The 23,154-nt window shown below is 59.1% G+C and carries 21 protein-coding genes, 1 tRNA gene and 1 other annotated feature (1 of these 23 only partly in view); of the genes, 13 read left to right on the top strand and 9 right to left on the bottom strand.

Translation table 11 applies throughout. The features are described from left to right. Positions 1–42 (bottom strand) — a binding site (T-box leader); it reaches 221 nt to the left of the window's first position. 13 nt (positions 43–55) lie between these two features. Next, on the bottom strand, positions 56–532 hold the full coding sequence (locus J3351_RS04235) for a Fur family transcriptional regulator (protein ID WP_005933149.1): 477 nt from the start codon (positions 530–532) through the stop codon (positions 56–58). A gap of 293 nt (positions 533–825) precedes the next feature. Between J3351_RS04235 and J3351_RS04230 the strand changes: the two genes are divergently transcribed. The 5 genes from J3351_RS04230 (at position 826) to J3351_RS04210 (ending at position 6,517) form a co-directional block, all read left to right on the top strand. Next, on the top strand, positions 826–1,485 hold the full coding sequence (locus tag J3351_RS04230) for a GntR family transcriptional regulator (RefSeq protein ID WP_005933151.1): 660 nt from the start codon (positions 826–828) through the stop codon (positions 1,483–1,485). Between the two features lie 292 nt (positions 1,486–1,777). Continuing rightward, a complete protein-coding gene (fucO, locus tag J3351_RS04225; RefSeq protein ID WP_035394173.1) occupies positions 1,778–2,926 on the top strand; it encodes a lactaldehyde reductase in 1,149 nt (382 codons plus the stop codon). Positions 2,927–2,996: 70 nt separating this feature from the next. Then, the gene (locus tag J3351_RS04220) at positions 2,997–4,295 is read left to right on the top strand and encodes a putative ABC transporter permease (protein WP_156059455.1); all 1,299 of its coding nucleotides are present in this window, start codon (positions 2,997–2,999) and stop codon (positions 4,293–4,295) included. A 75-nt stretch (positions 4,296–4,370) separates the two neighbouring features. Then, on the top strand, positions 4,371–5,336 hold the full coding sequence (locus J3351_RS04215) for a calcium/sodium antiporter (protein WP_207697198.1): 966 nt from the start codon (positions 4,371–4,373) through the stop codon (positions 5,334–5,336). Between the two features lie 305 nt (positions 5,337–5,641). Then, positions 5,642–6,517, top strand: a complete 876-nt coding sequence (locus J3351_RS04210; protein ID WP_207684514.1) for a hypothetical protein — start codon at positions 5,642–5,644, stop codon at positions 6,515–6,517. A 49-nt stretch (positions 6,518–6,566) separates the two neighbouring features. On the opposite strand, the gene J3351_RS04205 is transcribed toward J3351_RS04210, so the two are convergent. The 4 genes from J3351_RS04205 to J3351_RS04190 all read right to left on the bottom strand — a co-directional run bounded on the left by J3351_RS04205 (position 6,567) and on the right by J3351_RS04190 (position 8,891). Beyond that, positions 6,567–7,439 carry a hypothetical protein gene (locus J3351_RS04205; RefSeq protein ID WP_207697197.1) on the bottom strand — a complete coding sequence of 291 codons (873 nt, stop codon included), beginning with the start codon at positions 7,437–7,439 and terminating at the stop codon, positions 6,567–6,569. A gap of 20 nt (positions 7,440–7,459) precedes the next feature. Then, positions 7,460–7,978 carry an AAA family ATPase gene (locus J3351_RS04200; protein ID WP_207697196.1) on the bottom strand — a complete coding sequence of 173 codons (519 nt, stop codon included), beginning with the start codon at positions 7,976–7,978 and terminating at the stop codon, positions 7,460–7,462. A 6-nt stretch (positions 7,979–7,984) separates the two neighbouring features. Next, entirely contained in the window at positions 7,985–8,665 is a 681-nt protein-coding gene (locus tag J3351_RS04195; RefSeq protein WP_207697195.1) for a gamma-glutamyl-gamma-aminobutyrate hydrolase family protein, read from the bottom strand. A gap of 134 nt (positions 8,666–8,799) precedes the next feature. Further along, positions 8,800–8,891: transfer RNA gene (locus J3351_RS04190), tRNA-Ser, on the bottom strand. A 265-nt stretch (positions 8,892–9,156) separates the two neighbouring features. Here J3351_RS04190 and J3351_RS04185 point away from each other — a divergent pair. After that, entirely contained in the window at positions 9,157–10,176 is a 1,020-nt protein-coding gene (locus J3351_RS04185; protein WP_207697194.1) for an alpha-hydroxy-acid oxidizing protein, read from the top strand. Further along, positions 10,077–10,823 carry a nuclease-related domain-containing protein gene (locus J3351_RS04180; RefSeq protein WP_307862853.1) on the top strand — a complete coding sequence of 249 codons (747 nt, stop codon included), beginning with the start codon at positions 10,077–10,079 and terminating at the stop codon, positions 10,821–10,823. The genes J3351_RS04185 and J3351_RS04180 overlap by 100 nt, the downstream gene beginning before the upstream one ends. A gap of 63 nt (positions 10,824–10,886) precedes the next feature. Here the strand turns inward: J3351_RS04180 and J3351_RS04175 are convergent, their stop codons facing one another. Continuing rightward, positions 10,887–11,837 (bottom strand): RluA family pseudouridine synthase, encoded by a 951-nt coding sequence (locus J3351_RS04175; RefSeq protein WP_207697192.1) that lies wholly within the window; start codon positions 11,835–11,837, stop codon positions 10,887–10,889. Between the two features lie 95 nt (positions 11,838–11,932). Here J3351_RS04175 and J3351_RS04170 point away from each other — a divergent pair, with 95 nt between their 5' ends. The 6 genes from J3351_RS04170 (at position 11,933) to J3351_RS04145 (ending at position 20,010) form a co-directional block, all read left to right on the top strand. Beyond that, complete coding sequence (locus J3351_RS04170) at positions 11,933–12,646, top strand: hypothetical protein (RefSeq protein WP_207697191.1); 714 nt, start codon at positions 11,933–11,935, stop codon at positions 12,644–12,646. Between the two features lie 468 nt (positions 12,647–13,114). Then, positions 13,115–15,775 carry an alanine--tRNA ligase gene (gene alaS, locus J3351_RS04165; RefSeq protein ID WP_207697190.1) on the top strand — a complete coding sequence of 887 codons (2,661 nt, stop codon included), beginning with the start codon at positions 13,115–13,117 and terminating at the stop codon, positions 15,773–15,775. A 182-nt stretch (positions 15,776–15,957) separates the two neighbouring features. After that, the gene (locus J3351_RS04160; RefSeq protein WP_117476993.1) at positions 15,958–16,290 is read left to right on the top strand and encodes a histidine triad nucleotide-binding protein; all 333 of its coding nucleotides are present in this window, start codon (positions 15,958–15,960) and stop codon (positions 16,288–16,290) included. A gap of 45 nt (positions 16,291–16,335) precedes the next feature. After that, the gene (locus J3351_RS04155) at positions 16,336–16,875 is read left to right on the top strand and encodes a phosphoribosyltransferase family protein (RefSeq protein WP_117505307.1); all 540 of its coding nucleotides are present in this window, start codon (positions 16,336–16,338) and stop codon (positions 16,873–16,875) included. A gap of 68 nt (positions 16,876–16,943) precedes the next feature. After that, positions 16,944–18,989: a ComEC/Rec2 family competence protein gene (locus J3351_RS04150; RefSeq protein ID WP_242699301.1), complete on the top strand. Its 2,046-nt coding sequence runs from the start codon at positions 16,944–16,946 to the stop codon at positions 18,987–18,989. Between the two features lie 88 nt (positions 18,990–19,077). Further along, positions 19,078–20,010: a carbohydrate kinase family protein gene (locus J3351_RS04145; RefSeq protein ID WP_207697188.1), complete on the top strand. Its 933-nt coding sequence runs from the start codon at positions 19,078–19,080 to the stop codon at positions 20,008–20,010. A 71-nt stretch (positions 20,011–20,081) separates the two neighbouring features. Here the strand turns inward: J3351_RS04145 and J3351_RS04140 are convergent, their stop codons facing one another. From J3351_RS04140 to J3351_RS04130, 3 genes are all read right to left on the bottom strand, one after another. Further along, entirely contained in the window at positions 20,082–21,425 is a 1,344-nt protein-coding gene (locus tag J3351_RS04140) for an MATE family efflux transporter (RefSeq protein ID WP_207697187.1), read from the bottom strand. Next, on the bottom strand, positions 21,415–21,867 hold the full coding sequence (locus J3351_RS04135) for a MarR family winged helix-turn-helix transcriptional regulator (RefSeq protein ID WP_207697186.1): 453 nt from the start codon (positions 21,865–21,867) through the stop codon (positions 21,415–21,417). Before J3351_RS04135 ends, J3351_RS04140 begins: the two co-directional genes overlap by 11 nt. 192 nt (positions 21,868–22,059) lie before the next feature. Next, positions 22,060–23,043 (bottom strand): YifB family Mg chelatase-like AAA ATPase, encoded by a 984-nt coding sequence (locus J3351_RS04130; protein ID WP_242699300.1) that lies wholly within the window; start codon positions 23,041–23,043, stop codon positions 22,060–22,062. Positions 23,044–23,154 lie beyond the last annotated feature (111 nt).

The raw sequence follows: 23,154 nt of genomic DNA, 5'->3' as shown, positions 1-23,154 counted from the left end.
AAAGAACCTTGAGCACTTACTTTTCCCGATCAACGCTTTTCCTGCCTGCATTGTATCACGGCTCTTTGTCCGTGTCAACACAGTGTTCGCATTTTTGTGCGGTCTGCCCCGGATGGGGGCTGTTTTGTGCGCAGCTGCGGCACAATCCGTACAAAACGCTGCCCTCGCACTGCAGGGTGAAGCCGTGCTCCGCCATCAGATGAGCACGCACCTCATCCATAAAGTGGCAGTCCAGGTGATAAATGCGCCCGCACTGCACGCACTTCAGGTGCAGGTGCTCGCGGCAGTGGCGGCCCTCGTCCACATACTGGAACACGGCCTTTTCGCCCTTATCGGCCACATATTTCATAATGCGCTGCTCGCCTGCCAGCTTGTCCAGATACCGGTACACCGTGGTGGGATTGGGGCTGGCCCCCTCTGCCTCCAGATGTTCCAGAATGTTGGATGCACTGACCGCGTGCTGGCGGTTGTTGATGAGATAATCCAGGATCAATTGCCGGGTTTTGGTGTTGTACCCCCCGCGACCTGCCATGGTATCAGCCTTCCTTTCTGGGTCAAGTGTACCACAATTTATCCTTTGATGCAAAACAAGAACGAAACACTGGCGACAAGCACAAAAAAACTGTTCAATTTATAGCAAAATAATGCATGATATCTGTTCAAAACGGAAAAGCTCCCAAAGTTTTCAAAAAAGTCTTGTAAACATTGTCCAGATATGTGATAATAATATTAATGATTACTTGGATTATTTAAGGGATACAAGCTGTCCGGCGGGCGACTGATTGCTGCCTGAATGGTCCTGCTTGCGAACTAGGAGATAGAACAATGAAAGAGATGGATTCCCAGTCAAAGCTCAGCCTGAAGCTGCAGGCTTACCAGTACCTGAAAACGAAGATTCTGAACTGCGAGTACCGCCCCAACGAATTTCTGAACGAGCAGAAGCTCTGCGCTGAGATGGGCAACATCAGCCGCACCCCCATGCGTGACGCGCTGGGCCGCCTGGAGCAGGAGGGGCTGATCACCATCCTGCCCAAAAAGGGGCTGATGGTCTCCGGCATTACCGAAGAGGACGTGCACAGCATGTTCGAGATGCGCCTGCTGGTGGAGCCTTACGCCCTGCGCACCTACGGCAACCTGATCCCCCGGGAGCAGCTGGAGGCCTACACTGAGCTGATGCACCACCCCGAGCGGATCGACGACTTCTGCAAATCCGACGATGATTTCCATGAGCTGCTGATGAGCAGCCTGCCCAACAAATATCTGCGCTCTGGTTATGACCGCATCACCGGCCTGAACACCCGTTTCCGCATTATGACCGGCAAGGTGAGCATGATCAATCAGGATCAGACCTGTGAGGAGCATCTGGAAATTCTGAATGCCGCCCTGAGCGACAACTGGAACACCGCCGCCGATGCGCTGCAGCATCACCTTGAGCTGGCCCGCGATAAGGCCGAGGGAGTTATCAAGGTCATCCGGCTGTGGTAAATGAAACGATAAAAACGCTGTATCACTCCTTCCGGCATCACTGATGCGATGCCACTTTCCTCTCAGAGGGAGGCTTTTGCGTTGGCCGCCGCGTTAAGGCTCCCTCCGAGAGGGAGCTGTCGAGCGAATGCGAGACTGAGGGAGTGGTACAGCGTTTTCTTTTGCTGGAAAGTGTAAAAAATTCATAGAAATCAAAAGAAAAGTACATTGAATATTGTTTAACAATGTGGTATCCTTAACAACAGAGAGAGCCCGCTGGCAGGCGGGCAGAATGATTTGGAGGAAAATAATTATGGCTGACCGCATTGTTCTGAACACCATTTCCTACCATGGCCACGGTGCCATTGAGAACATCGTTCCCGAGCTGACCGCCCGCGGCTACAAGAAGGCTTTTGTCTGCTCTGACCCTGATCTGATCAAGTTTGGCGTGACCAAGAAAGTCACCGACCTGCTGGATGCTGCAAACTTCGCCTACGCTGTTTACAGCGAGATCAAGCCCAACCCCACCATCGCCAACGTGCAGGACGGCGTGGCAGCCTTTAAGGCTGCTGAGGCAGACTGCATCGTGACCATCGGCGGCGGCTCCTCCATGGATACCGCAAAGGCCATCGGCATCATCATCAACAACCCCGAGTTCGCGGATGTGCGCTCTCTGGAAGGCGTGGCTCCCACCAAGAAGCACGCTGTGTTCACCATTGCCGTGCCCACCACCGCCGGTACTGCGGCTGAGGTCACCATCAACTACGTCATCACCGATGTGGAGAAGAAGCGCAAGTTCGTCTGCGTGGACACAAACGATATCCCCGAGATCGCTGTGGTCGATCCCGATATGATGTCCTCCATGCCCAAGGGCCTGACCGCCGCCACCGGTATGGACGCTCTGACCCACGCCATCGAGGGCTATATCACCAAGGGCCACTGCACCATCTCCGATATGTTCCATCTGGAAGCCATCAAGCTCATCAGCGAGAACCTGCGCGGTGCCGTGCAGAACACCCCGGAGGGCCGCGAGGGCATGGCTCTGGGCCAGTACATTGCCGGTATGGGCTTCTCCAATGTGGGTCTGGGCATCGTCCACTCCATGGCACACGGCCTGTCCGCTCTGTATGATACCCCCCACGGCGTGGCCTGCGCCATCCTGCTGCCGGTGGGTCTGGAGTACAACAAGACCGTTGCCGGGGAGCGCTACCGCGCAGTCGGCAAGGCCATGGGCGTGAAGGGCATCGATGAGATGAACGATGCCGAGGCCGCCGATGCCACCATCGCCGCCGTCAAGCAGCTGAGCGCGGATGTGGGCATCCCCGCAAACCTGCAGGGCATCCTGAAGGAAGAGGACATCCACTTCCTGGCCGAGTCTGCTTTTGCAGATGCCTGCCGCCCCGGCAACCCCCGCGATACCAGCGTGGAGGAGATCGAGGCACTGTATAAGAGCCAGCTGTAATTCGTAAACTGAACAAAGAGGGTCGGGAACACCGCTTCCCGGCCCCTTTTTGTTCCGGGAAAGGAGCACTATGAGCCTGAATCTCTATACTCTTTGTGTAATTTATCTGGTATATTCCTTTTTAGGCTGGGTAGGCGAGACCGTTGTTGCAACTGCAAAGGGCCGCCGGTTCACCAACCGCGGCGTGGCCTCCGGCCCCTTCTGCTTTGTGTACGGCACGGCAGGGGTGCTCATCACCATCGGTCTGAACGACCAGCGCACCAGCCTGGCGGCGTTGTTTTTCGGCAGCATGATCTATGCCACGGTGGTGGAGTGGCTGACCGCCAAGCTGCTGGAACGGATCCACCACCGCCGCTGGTGGGACTACTCCGATAAAAAGTTCAATCTGGACGGCTATGTCTGCCTGCAATACTCCCTGCTGTGGGGTCTGCTGGGCATGGCGGCAGTCCGCTGGGGCAACGACCTGTTGTTCCGGCTCTGCGCCCACCTGCCGCCGCTGCTGTTCCATGCTGTGGTGTGGGTCGGCATGGCGCTGGCCGTCCTCGACCAGATCTCTGCCATGGTGGTGGTCAGCCGGTATGCGAACCGCCACCCACGGCTCGAGCAGCTGAATCGGGAGCTGGGCAGGGGCTCGGAGAGGCTGCGGCAGAAAATTACCGCCAGCGTGGAAAAGCGGATCCAGCGGGCGTACCCTGCTGCGGCCCGTCCGGAGCCTACCACCAGTGCCGAAAAGCAGCTCTCCCTTGCCGACCTGCTCTGGCTCTTTGTCATCGGGGCTTTCCTCGGAGATGTGGTGGAGACCATCTTCTGCCGCATCACCGCCGGGGTCTGGATGAGCCGTTCCAGCCTGGTCTGGGGCCCGTTCAGCGTGGTGTGGGGGCTGGCGCTGGTGCTGGCCGCCATCCTGCTGCGGGGCGGCGAACAGAAGAGCGAGAGCCGCATCTTCTGGTTCGGTGTGATCCTGGGCGGTGCGTATGAGTATGTGTGCAGCGCCGTGACAGAGCTGCTGTTCGGCACCGTGTTCTGGGATTACAGCGGCTTCAAGTTCAATCTGGGCGGGCGCATCAACCTGCTGTACTGCTTCTTCTGGGGCATTGCGGCCGTGACCTGGATCCGCTATGGCTACCCGCTGGTGGCAAAGGGGATGAAGGCGGTCAAGCGCAGGATCCGCCCCTGGATGACCGCCCTGCTGGCTGTATTCATGGCCGTGAACCTTGTGACCAGTGCGTTGGCGCTGGCCCGCTACGATGCCCGCACCAGCGGCGCGGCTCCGGCCAATGCGGTGGATGTGCTGCTGGATGAGCATTTTGACAATGCCCGGATGGAGCGCATCTACCCCAACGCCAAAAAGGTGGAGAAGGCTGGGTAAAAATACACGATTTTGCTTGCGTTTTGCAGGGGAAACAGGTATAATACTTTTTGGATTAAAAAGGAGAGATTTTATATGCTGATCCCTGTATTATTGTTTATCGTGGGCCTGCTCTGCCTCATCAAGGGCGGCGACTGGTTCGTGGACGGTGCAACCGGCATCGCCCGCCGCTTCAAGGTGCCGGAGCTGCTCATCGGTGCCACGGTGGTGTCCATCGGCACCACCCTGCCTGAGGTCATGGTCTCCACCACCTCGGCCATGACCGGCCACGGCGAGATCGCCTATGGCAACGCCATTGGCTCGGTCATCTGCAACGCGGCCCTGATCGCGGCCATCACCATTGCGGTCCGCCCGGGCAAGGTGGACCCCAAGAGCCTGCGGGTGCCGGTGCTGTTCTTCTTTGTGGCAGCGGCCCTGTATGCGGGCGTGGCCTACACCACCGGCTACTTCAGCCGCCCCATCGGCATTGTGCTGCTGGCAATGTTCGTGGCGTACATGGTCTGCAATGTGCTGGCTATGAAAAACGCCCCCGCCCCGGAAGAAGATGAGGACGAGCCGGAAAAGGAAATGTCCTTTGCCAAGGAGATCGGCCTGCTCATCCTCGGCGCAGCCCTGATTGCTGTGGGCGCAAACCTGCTGGTGGACAACGGCACCCTGATCGCGCAGGCGCTGGGCGTGCCGGAATCCGTTATTGCCCTGACCTTTGTGGCGCTGGGCACCTCTCTGCCTGAGCTGGTCACGGCGATTACCTCGCTGGCAAAGGGCCACGGCTCCCTCTCGCTGGGCAATGTCATCGGTGCCAACGTGTTCAATCTGGTGCTGGTCAGCGGCATGTCCATCACGGTGTCGCCCTTCAGCATCCCGCAGAACTCCACCATCATGGGCATCAATTCCTCTCTGGTCATGGATCTGCCCGTGATGTTCGCGGTCATGCTCCTCCTGACTGTGCCCGCTCTGCTCAAGGGCAGGCTCTCCCGCTGGCAGGGCGTGCTGCTGCTCTGCATCTATGCAGCCTTCTGCGCCGTCCAGTTTGGAATGTAAGCCTCTGCGCCGGAGACCCGGCCCGGCTCCACGCCGGAGCGGGCGCTTTGGGGCAGAAAACCGTTTTGAGAAAGGCATCCTCGTCCGTGAAGTGCGGGGATGCCTTTTTTCTGTCCCCGCAGCAGGGGCTGACCGAGTCTCCGGCAGGCTGTGAAATGGGACGAAATCCGGTTATAAAAAGGCAGTTAGGCGACATTTTTCACGATTTATCCATTGAAATTCTCCCCCGGGGATGATATGATAGACCTGTTCCTGCGCGGCAAAAGGCCGGGAACGAAATCTGAAGTGGGAGAATTTTGTACCAGATGCAGAAAAAGAAGCTTTATCAGCTGGCTGCGGCCATCGTTCTTGTGGTGGCCGTGGCAGCTGCTTTGATCCTGACAGGGATGCGGAAAAGCACCCCTGTGTCCGAGGCACAGGCCAGCTCTGTGCCGTCCTCCGCTCTGTCCGGCGGGGAAGCTGAGGAACCCTCCAGCGCCGCCGCCTCCAGCGAGAGCGCCGTCAGCAGTGAGGTGACGGAAGAATCCCCGGTTTCGTCCTTTTTGGAACAGCTGGAAGAGGAACTTGGCATTTCCTCTTCGGAGACAGCTTCGTCCAGTGAGGCCTCCTCTGCCGCCAGCGCAGGCAAGGCGGACAGTGTGAGCTCCGCAGTGTCCGGTTCCAGTGCCGCACACTCGGTGCCCGCGTCCTCTGCGGCTTCCGGCAGCCATGCGGCCAGCAGTCAGGCCCCCGGCAGCAGCCATGCCTCCGGCAGCTCCGCTGCTTCGGAGAATGAGGTGGATGCCAGGATCGACAGCTACATCCGCCAGCTGCAGAACCTGAAGAAGCAGACGGAATCCAAGCTCTACGGCGTGATCTACGAAGCCTACGATGAGTATATCTCCCACCCGGTGGAGGAGCGCAATCTGGGGATGAAGGTCTCCATCGTGGTGTCCAAAACCGCAAAGCTGACCGGTGTTCAGGGCGAGTGTGACAAGGAGTTCAACGCCATCCTGAAAGAGCTGCGCCAGTACCTGCGGGAGAATGGCCGCGATCAGAGCGTTGCGGATCAGGCAGAGCAGGAGTACAAAAAGATGAAGTCCGACCTGACCAGTGAGCTGACCGGCATTGTCTATAACAGTGCGGTGGGCAGCGGTGATGGCGGCAAATGGATCCAGGAACACATTGAGCATAAGCGCTGAGATAGATAAGAGCCGTGCAGTTCAAACGCTGCACGGCTCTGCTTTTTTGTTACTGCACACGCTTTAACGCTGTGTTGATGAGATCGGCAAACTGCTCCAGACGTTCCCGGAGCTGGACGATGGAATCGATGTCGCTGTCCGAAATGACACTGACGGGAGCCGAAAGGCTGTTGACACCGGCTTTCAGTGTGCCGCTCAGGGCTGCGTTGACACCGTGGGCGGGGATCTCCACATGCACATCCACGGGGATGGTGTCATCGAAGAGCAGGGACTTCAGCGGCAGGCCCACCACAAGGACAGCCGCATCCTCCCCCTCAGACGGGAACTGATAGTAGATGTAGCCCTTTTTGGCATAATCGGGGTGGACGATACACTGGCGGCTGAGGGTCAGGGTATAGCCGGACATCTCCTGCATGGCCACCTGCGTGTTGGGCACGCCGAGGATCTTTGCCAGCTGGGCCTGTGTGATGTAGTTGGGCAGAGACCACTCCGGCAGGAACGCACCCACCAGCGGCGCGCTGTCCGCGATGGAATCCCGCAGGGTGCGGTAGAGCCGCCCGGCATCAAAATAGGTATCGTTGGCATCAATATAGAGGTCGGTGAAAAAGTCGGTGCCGCCGGTCTCGGCGCGGGCAAGCCCGCCGGAGGGGTACAGGTACAATTGCAGCTGACCCGGCGAATACAGCCCGGCCACATCGCCGGAAGTTGCACCCACCTGTTTCAGAATATTGTACAGGGCCGGGGTACTGGAACTGTCCTGTGCGGTGATGTTATAGCTGAGTTCAAAGGCCGCACCCTTTTGTAAGGCACGGACTTTGCTGTTGACCAGACTGAAAAGGACCAGCGCAGCCACCAGACACACCGCCAGAATGCAGGCCACCACCGTGACCACGGCGCGGGAACGCTTTTTGGAAGATTTCATGGCAGAACCTCCTGTTCTCTTTATAAGGAATACGATCCAGAGCTTAAAAATCGTTCAAGTTGTCTTTGATTTTTGAGAAAAACAAACTTTTCCGGATATTGCTGACCAATGCGCCGGTATCCGGCCAGTTTGGCAGGGGTCCGGCCCTGATGCAGGACCCACCATAGGAACTCCGCATCTATTTTTTCCTCGCAGCCCGGTGCGGAGGAAGAGCGCACTTTTCCCCGGTTTTTCCACCAGCGTTTCAGTACCCGGCTCAGGCAGGTGAAACGGTCAAAGCAGAGCACGATGATCTGGTCTGCTTCTTCCAGCCGCCGGTCATAACAGGTCTTTGTATAGTTGCCATCGATGATCCAGCTTTCGTGCGTGTCCAGAAAGCGGCGGACAATGGCGTTTTCCTCATCCAGCGGGCGCTCTACCCATCCGGGCAGGAAATGCACCGTGTCCAGATGCAGCACCGGAGCATGATAGGTGGCCCCCAGTGTTTGGGCAAGGGTGGATTTTCCGCTGCCGCTGGTGCCTAAAATCGCAATCTTCATAGGGCGTTACCGGCAGGCCGCCACAAAGGCATCAAAGATCCCCTGCATGGCGGGGTCGGCAGCGCTGAGCCACTCAGGGTGCCACTGCACGCCCAGGCAGAACTTTGCGTCCGGCTTCTCAATGCCCTCCACGATGCCGTCCTCGCTCAGGGCCGACAGCACAAGGCCGGGGGCGACCTTGTCCACCGCCTGATGGTGCTGGCTGTTGACCAGTACGGTATCCTGCCCCAGAATGCGGGAGAGCAGGGTATCCCGCCGCACGGTGACGGTGTGGATCTTGCCCCAATGGTCGTTGTGGGGGACGTGCTCAAAAGGTTTGATGTCCTGATACAGATCGCCGCCCAGCGCAACATTCATCAGCTGGATGCCCCGGCAGATGGCCAGCACCGGCTTGTCGGCGGCAAGGAAGGCGCGCAGCAGCAGCGGCTCGGCGGTATCCCGCAGGACGTTGGGCTCGCCGCAGGCGGGGATGCGCTCCTGCCCATAGAATTTGGGGTCGATATCGCCGCCGCCCGGCAGCAGCAGGCCGTCACAGGCCAGCGCATCCTGCACGGCCTTTTCGGGGTCGTCCAGCTCGATCCAGCGCATTTCTGCCCCGGCCCGGGCAAGGCTTTCGGGATATTTTGCGTGGGCCTCTGCCAGCAGCTGGTTCGGCACCATGCGCGGCATTGCAATCGTAATAGACATTGACTTTCCCTTTCTCTCTTACAGATCCCTATAGATAAAACCTCTCCGTCATTCCTTCGGGATGCCACCTCTCCTAGGCGGGACTGAGAGGTTTGAACAACAGAAAAACCCCGGAACATTCGTTCCGGGGTTTCTGGCGGAAAGATGGGGATTCGAACCCCAGAACGCTTTTGACACGTTACACGATTTCCAGTCGTGCGCCTTAGACCAACTCAGCCATCTTTCCACATCTTCAGTTTTCAGCGTTTCGGGCCGTGGCCCTCAGCGCTCCACTATAATACCTGAAAGGATGACTTTTGTCAAGGATTTTTTTGAAAAAATTTGAAAAATCTAAAAATCAACGTTTCTGCGCCATACGTTTTTTCGTTTAAAAAAGCAGAACCTGATAATCCCCTTGACGAACCCATAAAAACGGACTATGATGTGGGCAGAGAACGGTTGGAATTTGCAGGTTCCGCTCGAAAAAGAGAGCCTGAACAGGAGGATGCGATATGAATTACGCTGATGTTTTGAACAATGCCCGCCAGTGCATCGGGCAGTACTGCAAGGCCTGCCCCGTGTGCAACGGTGTGGCCTGCAAAAACCAGATCCCCGGCCCCGGTGCCAAGGGCGTGGGCGATACGGCCATCCGCAATTATAATAAGTGGGCGGAGATCCGGGTGAACATGGACACCCTGTGCGAGAACGGCACCCCCGACACAGGTGTGGAGCTGTTTGGCAAAACCTTCAAGTATCCCTTCTTTGCAGGCCCTGTGGGTGCGGTGAACCTCCACTATTCCGACACCTACACCGACATGACCTACAATGACGTGCTGGTGCGCGCCTGTGCCGAAAACGGCATTGCCGCCTTTACGGGTGACGGCACCAACCCCGACGTGATGACCATGGCCACCAAGGCCATTGGCGCTGCAGGCGGCTGCGGCGTGCCCACCATCAAGCCCTGGAACATCGACACTGTCAAGGCCAAGATGGAGCAGGCCAAGGCCAGCGGCTGCTTTGCCGTTGCCATGGATGTGGATGCCGCCGGTCTGCCCTTCCTGAAAAATATGACCCCGCCCGCCGGCAGCAAGAGCGTCGCCGAGCTGGCCGAGATCGTCAAGCTGGCCGAGCGCCCCTTCATCGTCAAGGGTGTGATGACCGTCAAGGGGGCCCTCAAGGCCAAGGAGGCCGGTGCTGCTGCCATCGTGGTCTCCAACCACGGCGGCCGTGTGCTGGATCAGTGCCCCGCCACCGCCGAGGTTCTGCCGGAGATCGCTGAAGCCCTCAAAGGCAGCGGTGTGAAGATTCTGGTGGATGGCGGCATCCGCTCCGGCGTGGATGTGTTCAAGGCGCTGGCTTTGGGCGCTGACGCTGTGCTCATCTGCCGCCCCTTTGTCACCGCAGTCTACGGCGGCGGCGAGGAAGGCGTGAAGTGCTACATCGACAAGATCGCCGCCGAGCTGGCCGATACCATGCAGATGTGCGGCGCGCACTCCCTGGCCGAGATCACCCAGGACATGGTGAGAGTTTAAAGATTATGGTCTGGGGGTGTTTGATAGTTGGCCTGATACTTTTTCTGATAGCACGATTTAGTGTAAAAGGAAAAGGTGAGTACGGCGAAGATAGAATTTATGATATCCTTCAAAAAGTGGACGGATATAAAGCTACCCTGCCGAACTGTTATCTTCCGAAAGGCAATGGAGAAACGGCGGAAGTTGATTTGATTTTTCTGCACGAATCCGGTATTTATGTTTTTGAATCTAAAAATTACAGTGGCTGGATATTTGGCAGTGAAAATCAGAAGTACTGGACGCAAAGTTTTTCTGATCGAAGGGGTGGAACAAAAAAATATAAGTTCTACAATCCTCTATGGCAAAATGATACACATATACGTGCACTTCAGAAAATTATACAGAATGAGGATGTAAATATTTATTCTTACATTGTTTTTGGAAATGATTGCACGTTGAAGGATGTTCGATTGAGTCAATCAAATTATTATGTGATTCAGCGTCGAGAACTTTTAAAAAGTGTTTTAGAAAATGCAATGTATTACGGCAGAGTGCTGTCAAATGAAGATATTGACAATCTTTACAGGATATTGTTGCCATATACTGAGGTTTCTCCGGAAGAAAAGGAAGCGCACAATCGAAATATCCAAGAAAAGTATAAAATATAACTGAAAAAGCGGCATCTTTCCGTTTGTACGGAGAGGTGCCGCTTTTTGCTGCATATCAAAAAATTACTTCAACGTTCCATCCAGCACCTGCTGGTAATACCAGGGCTTCGGTGCGCGGAAGGTCTTGCCGGAGAGGTCGGCGAAGTCGGGGGAGGTGAAGCGGGGGAGAACGAGCTCCCAGGCGCAGAGAGCCTGATACTTGAGCTTGAGCTCCCGGTTGGCGGTGTTGTTGCCGTACTTGCTGTCGCCAAGGATGGGGCAGCCGATGCTTGCCATGTGGGCGCGGATCTGATGGGTGCGGCCGGTGATGAGCCGGACCTTGAGCAGGGCCAGACGGCCGGAGACGGCAACGGTCTCATACTGGGTCTCCACGTCCTTGGCACCGGGCTGCTTGTCGGGCACGATCTTCACGATGCCCCGGTCTGCATCCTTGAGCAGGTAGCCGCCCAGGGTGCCGTCCGGCGGGGTGGGGCGGCCAAAGGTGACGCAGAGGTAGGTCTTTTTGACCTCGCGGTTCTTGATGACCTCAAGGAACAGCTGCTCGGCCTCGGGGGTCCTGGCGATGATGACCAAGCCGCTGGTGCCGGTGTCCAGCCGGTGGCAGAGGGCCGGGGTGTACAGATCGTTCTCCTTGTACTCGCCCTGCTGGTTGAGGTAGAGCAGAGCACGGTTGAGCAGGGTGTCGTCTTCGGGGCCATCCACGGCAAGGCCAGCAGGCTTGTTCACCACCAGGATCTGCGGGCAGTCGTAGATGACCTGTGCCGGGCCGCGGGCGTTCTTCCACGCCGGGCCTTCCACCCGCTTGTCGGCATCCAGCACCTCGTCCAGGATGAACAGCTTGATCTCGTCGCCCGCCATCACGCGGGTGGAAAGGGGCTGCTTTTTGCCGTTCAGCTTGATCTTGTTCTCCCGCAGAGCCTTGTTCAGGCGGCCCGGGTTCAGTGCCGGGAACTGCTGCATCAGATAGTTGTCGAGCCGGGTGGGGGCCAGACATTTTACTTTTAAGATTTTCACGGAAATTTTCCTCTCTATCTTGAAATAGAATGTGTCTTTGAATCGTTTTTATTGTAGCGGAATAAATCTACCGCGTCAAGAAAGAAGGTACTTTTATGAACCTGAAATATAAGATTCTGGCTGTTCTGGCTGCGGGCATCGCACTGACGGCCTGCGGCAGCTCCGGTGCCCCCGCCAGCACCCCCGCATCCAGTGCAGTGCCGGCCTCCTCCCATGTGGCTGAGGAAGGTGTGACAGAGCCCATCAACATGCTGACGTGGACGCTGGATGACCTCGACAGGGAGGATACGGTCACCTTTATTCCAGCGGAGATCACCTCTGGTGTGCAGGAGGGCAGCCTGACCGCAAAGATCTTCAGCTATGACCTCTATAAAAAAGAGGATGTTGAAAACCTTGCTGTTGGCGACAAAATCACCCTCCACGAGGAGGGTGCTGCATGGAACCAGTTTGTGACCGTTGCAGTGAAGAGCATCGAGAAGAATGACCGGTACCATCTTGTAAGCATCAACGGCGGCATGGAGGAGCAGGACGGTCTTGACCTGCTGCTGGACGATGACACCTACCGCACGATGACCTTTGACGACTATCCTGTCTACTATGAGATGGGCGAAAAGACGCTGCCGCTGGCCGAGGACGTGGTGCTGAAGGACAGTTCTGCTGACCCGCAGGCCGAAGCGGTGGAGACCACCGGGGCTTCTGCCGTGGCAGCTGCCATCAATGCAGACCCGGATAACTGGACAGTGTATAATACCACGCTGGTGGTGCAGGGCGGCAAGGTGCAGGAAGTGCGCCGCATCTGGGTGCCGTGACTTCTCAGGCGCTGCCGCTGGCCTGCCTTGTCTATGAGGAAAGGTTTTTGCCGGAAAAGAGTTGACAAACGCAGAGCCTATGCTATAATTTAAGTGTACGCAAAGGACGAATATGCGCCTTTGCGGCAAAACGTGAATTATGACAGATGGCAATGATGGGGTCAGAAATGCACACCGCCGCCCAGAGAGAGCGCTCCCAGCTGCAAGGCGCTCCGGCAGGTCTCGTTTCGTGCCGCCCCGGAGCTTCCGGCGAAACAAGTCGGACGCAGCGCAGCGTTACCGCGCCGAAAGCGGCAGGGGACAAGCAGTTTTATCCTTTGCAATTTGGGTGGTACCACGGAGCAGTTTTACACAGCCTCGTCCCTTTTGGGATGGGGCTGTTTTTGTTTTTGCGCCTGCCCGCCCCTCTGCCATAACATCATAAAAACTGACGTGCAAACGCCAAGGACAATTGAGGAGAGAAAACCTATGCAATGGACCGGTTTGAATGAACTGCGTGAAAAGTACCTGAGCTTCTTTGAGAGCAAGGGCCACCTGCGTCTGGACAGCTTCCCGCTGGTGCCGAAGAACGACCCCAGCCTGCTGCTGATCAACAGCGGCATGGCCCCCATGAAAAAGTGGTTCCTGGCGCAGGAAGAGCCTCCCCGCCACCGTGTGACCACCTGCCAGAAGTGCATCCGTACTCCGGATATCGAGCGTGTGGGCATCACTGCCCGCCACGGCACCTTCTTTGAGATGCTGGGCAACTTCTCCTTCCAGGATTACTTCAAGGAGGAGGTCATTCCCTGGGCATGGGAGTTCCTGACCAGCGACGAGTGGATGGCTATCCCCAAGGATAAGCTGCACATCTCTGTCTACGAAGAGGACGACGAGGCCTACGATATCTGGACCAAGAAGGTGGGCATTGCTCCGGACCACATGGTGCGTCTGGGTAAGGAGGACAACTTCTGGGAGCACGGCTCCGGCCCCTGCGGCCCCTGCTCTGAGATCTACTTTGACCGCGGCCCCGAGTACGGCTGCGGCAAGCCGACCTGCGGCGTGGGCTGTGACTGCGACCGCTATATGGAGATCTGGAACCTGGTGTTCAGCCAGTTTGATGCCGACGGCAAGGGCCACTACGAGCGTCTGGCACGTCCCAACATCGATACCGGCATGGGCCTGGAGCGTCTGGCCTGCGTGATGCAGGGCGTGGGCAACCTGTTTGAGGTGGATACCGTTCAGAGCGTGCTGCACCATGTGGAGCACATTGCCGGTAAGACCTACGGTGAGAACGCCAAGGATGACATCTCCATCCGTGTCATCACCGACCACATCCGCAGCTGCACCTTCATGGTGTCTGACGGCATCCTGCCCTCCAACGAGGGCCGCGGCTACGTTCTGCGCCGCCTGCTCCGCCGCGCTGCCCGCCATGGCCGGATGCTGGGCATCTCCCGCCCCTTCCTGGTGGAGCTGGTGGAGACTGTCATCCAGTCCAGCGAGTCCGCTTATCCCGAGCTGCGTGAGCACGATGCCTATATCAAGAAGGTCATCGGCACCGAGGAGGCAAACTTTGCCCGCACCATCGATGCCGGCATGAACATCCTGAACAACATGATCGACGGCCTGGAAAAGGCACACCAGCACCTGCTCAAGGGTCTGGACGTGTTCAAGCTGAACGATACCTTCGGCTTCCCCCTCGACCTGACCAAGGAGATCGCTGCCGAGCAAGGCATTGAGATCGACGAGGACGGCTTCCATGCTGAGATGAAGAAGCAGAAGGAGCGCGCCCGTGCCGAGCGCCTGAAGAAGAACATCTCCGGCTGGAGCGAGGACCTGTTCGGCGGCCTGACCGTTGAGCCCACTGTCTTTACCGGCTATGAGACCCTGAACGACACCGGCGTTGTGGTTGCCCTGAGCGACGAGGAGACCCTGACCGATGCCATTGCCACCGATGAGGAGGCAAAGGACGGCGTGCTGGTGGTTCTGGACAAGACCCCGTTCTACGCTGAGATGGGCGGTCAGGTGGCGGACAACGGCCTGCTGACCGGCCCCGAGTGCAGCCTGCGTGTGCTGGACGTGAAAAAGACCCCCAAGGGCTACTACGTCCACACCTGCGTGCTGGAGAGCGGCATCGTCAAGGTGGGCGACCACCTGAACGCTCAGGTGGACAAGGAATACCGGATGTCCGTCTGCCGCAACCACACCGCGACCCATCTGCTGCAGGCTGCCCTGCGTGAGGTCCTGGGCGACCACGTCCATCAGGCAGGCTCCTATCAGGATGCGGAGATCACCCACTTCGACTTCACCCACTTCAGCGCCGTCACGCCTGAGGAGCTGGCCCGGGTGCAGAAGATCGTCAACGATAAGATCTACGAGTCGATGAACGTCACCGTCAAGGAGATGCCCATCGAGGAGGCCAAGAAGCTGGGCGCAATGGCCCTCTTCGGCGAGAAGTACGGCAAGGTCGTCCGCGTTGTGAACATCGAGGGCTGGTCCACCGAGTTCTGCGGCGGCACCCACGTCAAGAACACCGCCCAGATTGGCGGCTTCAAGATCGTCAGCGAATCCTCTGTTGCCGCCGGTATCCGCCGCATCGAGGCTGTCACCGGCCGCAACCTGCTCGTCCGTGCAAATCTGCAGGAGGCAATGCTGCACACCGTGGCCAACACCCTGAAGGCCAACAACATCACCTCTCTGCCCATCCGTGCCGAGGCCGTCATGGCCGAGAACAAGGCCATGAGCAAGGAGCTGGAGGAGATCAAGGCCAAGGTCGCCGCCTCCAAGGTCAACAGCCTGTTCGACAATGCCGAGGAAGTCGGCGGCGTGAAGATCGCTTCTGCTTACTTCACCGGCACCACCGGCGACACCCTGCGCGGTATGTGCGACTCCATCCGCGATAAGGCGGTCAACCCTGTGGTCGCTGTTCTGGTGGGCAAGGCTGAGGATAAGGTCACCATGGCTGTCACCGTGAACAAGCTGGCACAGGAAAAGGGCCTCAAGGCTGGCGTGCTGGTCAAGGAGATCAGCGCCATCGCAGGCGGCAAGGGCGGCGGCAAGCCCGACTTTGCAATGGCCGGCCTGAAGGACGAGACCAAGATCGACGAGGCTCTGGCCGCTGTCAAGGGCATCGTTGAGAAGCAGCTGGGCTGAGTGAAAGCGGGCTCACCCTCTCAGGCTCACGTTCGTTCGCCAGCTCCCCCAAAGGGGGAGCCCTTGGCAAAACCAGAAGGTTTACCGTACTGCCAAGGCCTCTCACTTTGGGAGAGGTGGCACGGCGTAAGCCGTGGCGGAGAGGGCGAGGCTGTTTATAAATATCGAAAGGAGCAATTCCCATGGAAGATTGTCTGTTTTGCATGATCGCCGAGGGCAAGATCCCCTCTAAAAAGCTGTATGAGGACGATCAGGTCGTGGCGTTTTACGATATCAACCCGCAGGCCAAGGTGCACTTTCTTGTTGTGCCCAAAAAGCACATCCAGAGTGCCGCTGCCCTGACGGAGGAGGACGGTGCCCTGCTGGGCCATATCTTTGCCGTGATCGCCAAGCTGGCCAAAGAGGTTGGCCTGGACAACGGCTACCGCGTGATCTCCAATGTCGGCGAGGATGCCGGCCAGACCGTGAAGCACCTGCATTTCCATGTGCTGGGCGGCGAGAAACTGCCCGTCTGAGCCGCGCATAAAAATAACGGATCGAACAAAAGGAAGGGAATTGTTATGGCAAAGACCTATACCCTGAATGTTGCGGGCCTGACCCGTGAACTGACCATCTGCAAGGTGAACGACCACATGGACATTGCGGCCTTCATCATGCTGGGCGATGCAGAGCTGACCGTGGCTGCTGCCACCGAGCTGCTGAAAAAGTGCCCCGAGTTTGATATCCTGCTGACCGCTGAGGCCAAGGGCATCCCTCTGGCACACGAGATGAGCCGCCAGAGCGGCAAGCCCTACATCTGCGCACGCAAGGGCGAAAAGCTCTATATGGCCGACCCTGTCGTGGTGGAGGATCAGTCCATCACCACCGCAGGCAAGCAGAAGCTGGTCATCGACCGCAAGGAGCTGGACAAGATGAGCGGCAAGCGTGTGCTTGTGGTGGATGATGTCATCTCCACCGGCGGCTCCCTGAAGGCGCTGGACGCACTGGCAGAGCAGACCCAGTGCACCATCGTGGGCCAGGCCGCTGTTCTGGCCGAGGGCGATGCAGCCGAGCGCAAGGATATCATCTTCCTTGAGCCGCTGCCCCTGTTCTTCCACTAAGTAAAATGCGCCGCCCGCTCTGTGTTTTCTGCGCAGGAACGCTGGGGCTGGAGTTAGTGTGCGCCTTTTTGCCGCAAACGGGACGTTTTGTGCCGTTTGCGGCATTTTTTATTGCCGGTCTGCTGTGGGCGCTGGCGGGCCGTTTGCGCAAAAGTCCGGCCTGGGGCTATGGCATCTGCCTGATCCTGGGGGCAGTGCTGGGCCTTGTGCTGACCGGCTCCACGCAGGCAAAATGGGATGCGATCCAGACCGCCTACGATGGCCGCAGTGTCCTGCTGGAGGCGGAGGTGGAGAGTACAACCTCTTCCTATTTCCCCGGCAGGGTGCGGGCGGTCCTGCGGGTGGAAACGGTGGACCGGGAGGCGGCCTCCCTCCGGGTGGAGTGCGCCAGCCTGCCCACCTGCAGCCCCGGCGACCGGGTCAAGGGCCGCTTTGCGCTGGAAATGCCCGATGACACCTCCCGCCTGAATGCCCTGGCCGATGGCATTGCCCTGAACGCTGCTTATGAGAAAGGCTTTGCGCTGCTGGGGCAGAGCACCTCCTTCCGTGCCCGGACGGCCCGGCTCCAGAAGCGGCTGAGCGCCGCCCTGCGGCAGGGGATGGCCTCCGGCCCGGCGGGTGTGCTGGCCGCCATGGTTACAGGCGACCGCACCCATCTCTCCAAGGAACTGCGCACGGCCTACCGGGGCGCGGGGCTTTCCCATGTGCTGGTGGTCAGCGGAATGCACGTTTCGATCCTGTGCGGCGATGTGCTGGGCAGGCTGCTGCCCAACCGCAAAAAGCGACTGCGCGGCTATACCGGCCGCCGGGTCAGGGCGCTGTTCAGTGCGGTGCTGGCATTGCTGCTGGTGGGCGTGACGGGCTTTACGCCCTCTGTTCTGCGCGCGGCGGGGGCCGTCTGGCTCAGTGCGCTGGGGGTCTGGGTCTACGGCCCGCCGGATGCCCTGACCTCGCTGGGCGTGGCCGGTGTTCTGATGACGGCGGGCAACAGCTACGCCGTTTGTGACGTGGGCTTTCAGCTCTCCTTTGCGGCGGTGGTGGGCACCCTGGCCGGTGGGGCCGTGGTGCGCCGCAGTCAGGAAGCCTGGGAAAAACAGCGGGCAAAGAAAAAGCGCCCACGCCTCCGGTTCTGGAAGCGGAAAGCGCTTAGGCTTGCGGGAAGTCTGTGGGAAACGGTCTGCATCTCGGCCTGCGCCTCCATGGCCACCTTCCCGGTGCTGGTGCTGCGGGGGATGAGCACCAGCCTGTACGCGCTGGTGTCCGGCGCGGCGGTGCTCTGGCTGGTGGAACCCATCCTGCTCACCGGTCTGGGGGCGGCCCTGCTGGGGCTTGCGCCCGCATTGGCCCCGGCCCAGCGGGTGTGTTCGTGCTGCGCGGAATTTCTGGCAGAGGTGCTGGATCGCTGGGCGCTCTGGGTGTCCGGCTGGCCCGGGGCACAGATCTGGTTCGACACCGCCTATGCCGCTGTGGTCTGCCTGCTGCTGGCCGGGCTCTGCTGGCTGGCGTTCCATAACAGGGTACGTCTGCGGGTGGCCCTGCCTGCCCTTCTGCTGACGGCGGGGCTTGCTGTTTTCAACGGCAATGCCCTGAGCAGGGATGTTGTCCGGGTGGAGCTGGTGGGCAGCCGGAATGCCCCGGCGGTGGTCATCAGCCGGAACGAGAGCGCCGTCATCCTCTTCCGCGGCGGCGACGTGACCCGGTGCGCCGTGGAGACCACGCTGGAACGCCGGAATATCCGCACGGTGGAGTGCCTGATCGACCTGCGGCTCAGGCCCCGGAGCGCCCAGCGGATGGGGGCAGAACAGCGCATTGCCGTTGACCGGATGGCGCTCTATGCCACCCGCCGTGTCCGCTGCGGCCCGGCAGAGGTGGAGGTGCTCCGCACCCGGAACGGCTGTGTGGCCCGCATCCACGCCGCCGGGCAGATCTTTGTTACCCTGAGCGGCAGTGCTGCGCTTGCGGCCCCTGTGCAGGCGGATTACCTGCTGGCCTCGCCTGCCCTGCCGGACTGCGTGAAGTATGATGCGATCCTGAGCCTGAGCAGCAATTATCGGTGGATGCCGGAGGCTCTTTCTTCGGGGCAGCTCTGCCACAGTTTTTCAAGGGCAGAGTAGGCTTTGAGAGAAAAAATTGGCTTTTTGTCAAGAGCTGTTATATAATAGAAGATATCAAAGTAAAATCCGGAAAGGAATCAAGAAATTTATGGGCATCGTAGTCATCGGCGCAGTGTTTGTGGACATCAAGGGATATCCGCTTTCCACCTATATCCCCGGCGGGCGCAACGCGGGCAGAATGGAGCAGGTCCACGGCGGCGTGAGCCGCAACGTGGCAGAGGATATCGCCAACGTGGAGCTCCGGCCCACCTTCGTGAGCCTTGTCGATGACAGCGGCATGGGTCAGGATGTTATTGACAAGCTGGAGAACCACAAGGTCAACACCCGGTTCATCAAAAAGGTACCGGACGGCATGGGCACCTGGCTGGCCATCTTTGACAACAGGGGTGATGTAACTGCCGCCATCTCCAAGTGGCCGGATACCACACCGCTCATCGGCCTGCTGGCCGAGCAGGGGGATGAGATCTTTGCCGACTGCGACAGCATCGCGCTGGAGCTGGACCTTGAAAAGGAGACGGTCAAGCAGACCCTGAAATACGCCAAAAAGTACGGCAAAAAGGTGTATGCGGCCGTTTCCAACATGAGCATCGCCATGGAGCGCCGGGACTTTTTGCAGCAGATCGATTGCTTTGTCTGCAACCAGCAGGAGGCTGGGCTGCTCTTCTCGGACGATTACGACCATCTCGAGCCTGAGGAGATGTGCAGGGTGCTGGTGGGCAATGTGCACAGCGCCAACATCCCCTGCATGGTGGTGACCATGGGCGGCAAGGGGGCTGTGTTTGCCCGCGCCAACGGCGAGTGCGGCATCGTGCCCGCCAAAAAGGTGGATGTCATCGACACCACCGGCGCGGGGGATGCCTTCTTTGCCGGAACTGTCATCGGCCTGACCTACGGCAAGACTCTGGCTGAATCCTGTGAGATCGGCAGCCGCCTGGCCGCCTCGGTCATCTGCATCACGGAAAATGTCTGCCCCCGCTTCCGCCCCCTTGAGTTCGGGCTGGATATCCCGGTGGTGGATTGAGAGAACAAGTAAAAAGGGACGGCGTGTGCTCCACGCCGTCCCTTTTGTGGTGTCAGGAAAATGGATGGTCTTCAGCCCTGCTTTTTCTCCTTCCGGTTCAGGTACAGGAAGAAGCAGACATTCAGCAGCACACCCACCGCTGTGGAGGTGGGAGCGGCCAGACCGATCATGGTCAGGCTGGCGTTGGGCTGGATGCTCATAATGTAGGCCATGGGCAGGCGGACGAGCAGGGTCTGGAACAGGCCCTGCGCCATGACGAAAACGGTCTTGCCGCTGCCGTTGAAATAGCCGATCATACTGAACAGGATCGCGGTGAGGATGGTCTCCAGCGCAAAGCCCTTGAGGTAGGCATAGCCGTTGGCGATCACAGGTGCATCCGTGGTGAAGAAGCTGCAGAGCAGGTCGCCCTTGCACAAGACCAGCGCAAAGACGAACAGGCCAAAGAACAGACCGATGCCGATGCCGGTGCGCAGGGTCTGCCGGGCGCGCTGATGCTTGCCTGCGCCGATGTTCTGGGAGATGAAGGAAGCCATGGACTGCATCAGGGCGCTGGGGATCAGCATGGCGAAATTGACGATCTTGCAGGCCACGCCGTAGCCGGAGGAAGCCTCCAGACCCAGGCGGTTGACAAAGGCACAAAGGGCCAGAAAAGAGAGCTGGGTCAAAAACTCCTGCAGCGCCAGCGGCAGGCCGATGGCCAGAAACTTTTTGCACTGGAAGTTCAGCCTGAAGTCCGCCTTTTTGATGGAAAAGGGCAGAGCTTTTTTCAGCAGCATGACAACAGCGCAGACCACGCTGACAGCCTGTGCGGCCACGGTGGCAATGGCGGCACCGACAGCATCCAGATGGAACCCGGCCACCAGGACCAGGTCGCCGATGATGTTGACCACGCAGGCCACCAGCACAAAGATCAGGGGAGATCGGCTGTCGCCCATGCCGCGGAAGAGGGCCGAGAGCATATTGTAGGCTACGATGAAGAAGATGCCTGCACCGCAGATGCGCACATAGCTGGTGGTCAGGTCAAGGGCCTCGGCCGGGGCCCGCATCAGGCTGGAAATGGGCCGTGCCAGAAACACCAGAACCCCGAACAGCACAGCGGCCAGAAGGGCGAATACAACCGCCGCGCCGCCGATGACCGGGCTGATGAATTCGTGTTTCTTTTCGCCGAGATACCGTGCGATCAGCACTGTGACACCCATGGCCAGCTGGGTGACCACAAAGGTGACAAGGTTGAGCACCTGGCTGCCGGTGGAAACGGCAGACAGGCCCGAGGTGGAGCCGAAGCGGCCCACCACCAGCAGGTCTACCGCGCCGTAAGCGGCCTGCAGCACCAGTGCGCCCAGAATGGGCAGCATGAACAGAGCCAGCTTTTTCAGGATGCTGCCCTGCGTGAAATCGGTCTTATCATTTTTCAAGGGAATCTCTCCTTTCGACCATGATCTGATAAAAAATCTCGATGGTGCGGATCATGGTCTCCGCATCCTCTTCCGGGATGACCTCCAGCGCCGGAACAAGAGAGCTGAAATATTCCGCATCGTATTTGCGGGAAAGCGCCCGCCCGGCCTCTGTGATGGTCAGGTAGGTCACCCGGCCGTCCTCAGGGGAGGTATGCTTGGTCAAAAGACCACGAGCTTCCATGTCCTTTACGGTCCGGGTCACGCCGGGGCGGGGCAGGCTGAGCGCATCGCTCAGGTCAGAGACCTTGACCTGTATGCCCTGCTGTTCCAGTGTCTGAATCGCATCCAGATATTGGATGAAGGAGGGCAGAACCCCGTCCGGCAGGGCAGGCAGCAGATCCCGCACCCGCTTGGCCTGATAGCAGGCATCTATCATCCGTTTGATCAGCGCGATGTTCATATTGGTTTCTCCTCAAATAGTGACCAAAGATAATTACCGTAGATAATTATACGGAACTGCCGGGATTTGTCAAGCATTTTTTGCAAACAAAAATGCACCGCCCGCAGAAAGCGGACAGTGCACTCTTTGAAACAGAGATCAGATCGTGAAATGTGAGGATGAGAAACGTTGACGCTGCGGTAAAATGGCGGGTCAGAACGTCTCCACCTTTTCCTGCGCGCGGTACTGCAATGCTTCCAGCAGGGCCTCTTCATCCAGCAGCTGTTTGCCTGCCAGGTCGGCCACGGTGCGGGCCACCCGGAGGATGCGGTCATGGGCGCGGGCAGAAAGGCCCAGTGTGTCGTAGGAGGCGCGGAGAAGCCGCTCGGCGGCGGGGGTCATCCGGCAGACACGCCGCACCTGCCCGGCTGTGAGCTGGGCATTGCAGCGCACGCCCTCGTATCCGGGGGCGGCATAGCGCTTGGCCTGCACGGCCCGGGCGGCAAGCACCTGCTTGCGCAGGTCTGCACTGCTCTCGGCGGGGGTGCTGGTGTGGAGCTCGTCAAAGGCAACGGGGTCCATCTCCACACAGAGGTCGATGCGATCCAGCAGGGGGCCGGACACCCGGCTGCGGTACTGCCGCACCGCACTGGGGGAACAGGTGCAGGGACGGGTGGGGTGGCCGTAGTAGCCACACTTGCAGGGATTCATGGCGGCCACCAGCTGGAACCGGCTGGGGTAGGTGGCGCTGCCTGCCGCGCGGCTCACAGTGATCTGGCCGTCCTCCAGCGGCTGGCGCAGAACTTCCAGACTGTCCCGAGAAAACTCCGGCAGCTCGTCCAGAAACAGCACGCCGCAGTCGGCGAGGCTGCACTCGCCGGGCCGGAAGGTGGTGCCGCCGCCCGCCAGTGCCGCCGCGCTGGCCGAGTGGTGTGGGCTGCGGAAGGGCCGGGCGGAAATCAGGCCCCGCCCCTTGGGCAGCTGGCCCGCAATGGAATAGATCTTGGTGGTCTCCACAGCTTCCTCCCGGGTCAGGGGCGGCAGGATGCCGGGCAGGCGCTTGGCCAGCATGGATTTGCCGGTGCCGGGCGCGCCGATGAGCAGCACGTTGTGCCCACCGGCTGCTGCCAGCACCATGGCTCGGCGGGCCAGCGGCTGGCCCATCACGTCCGCAAAATCCCCGTCTCTTATACACATCCGACGCCGCCGGCGACCCCTTACCTTGCGAAATTCGAGGGTGGCGTTATCTTTAAAAAAAACGACACACAATTCATTTGCTTTCCGCCGACGAACTGCGCGACAACTCTT

The sequence above is a fragment of the Faecalibacterium sp. Marseille-Q0746 genome (assembly GCF_017377595.1).
In the GTDB taxonomy this organism is placed as follows: Bacteria; Bacillota; Clostridia; order Oscillospirales; family Ruminococcaceae; genus Faecalibacterium; species Faecalibacterium duncaniae.
Note: the sequence above shows the minus strand (reverse complement) of the source record. Positions and strands in the feature narration are given on the sequence as shown.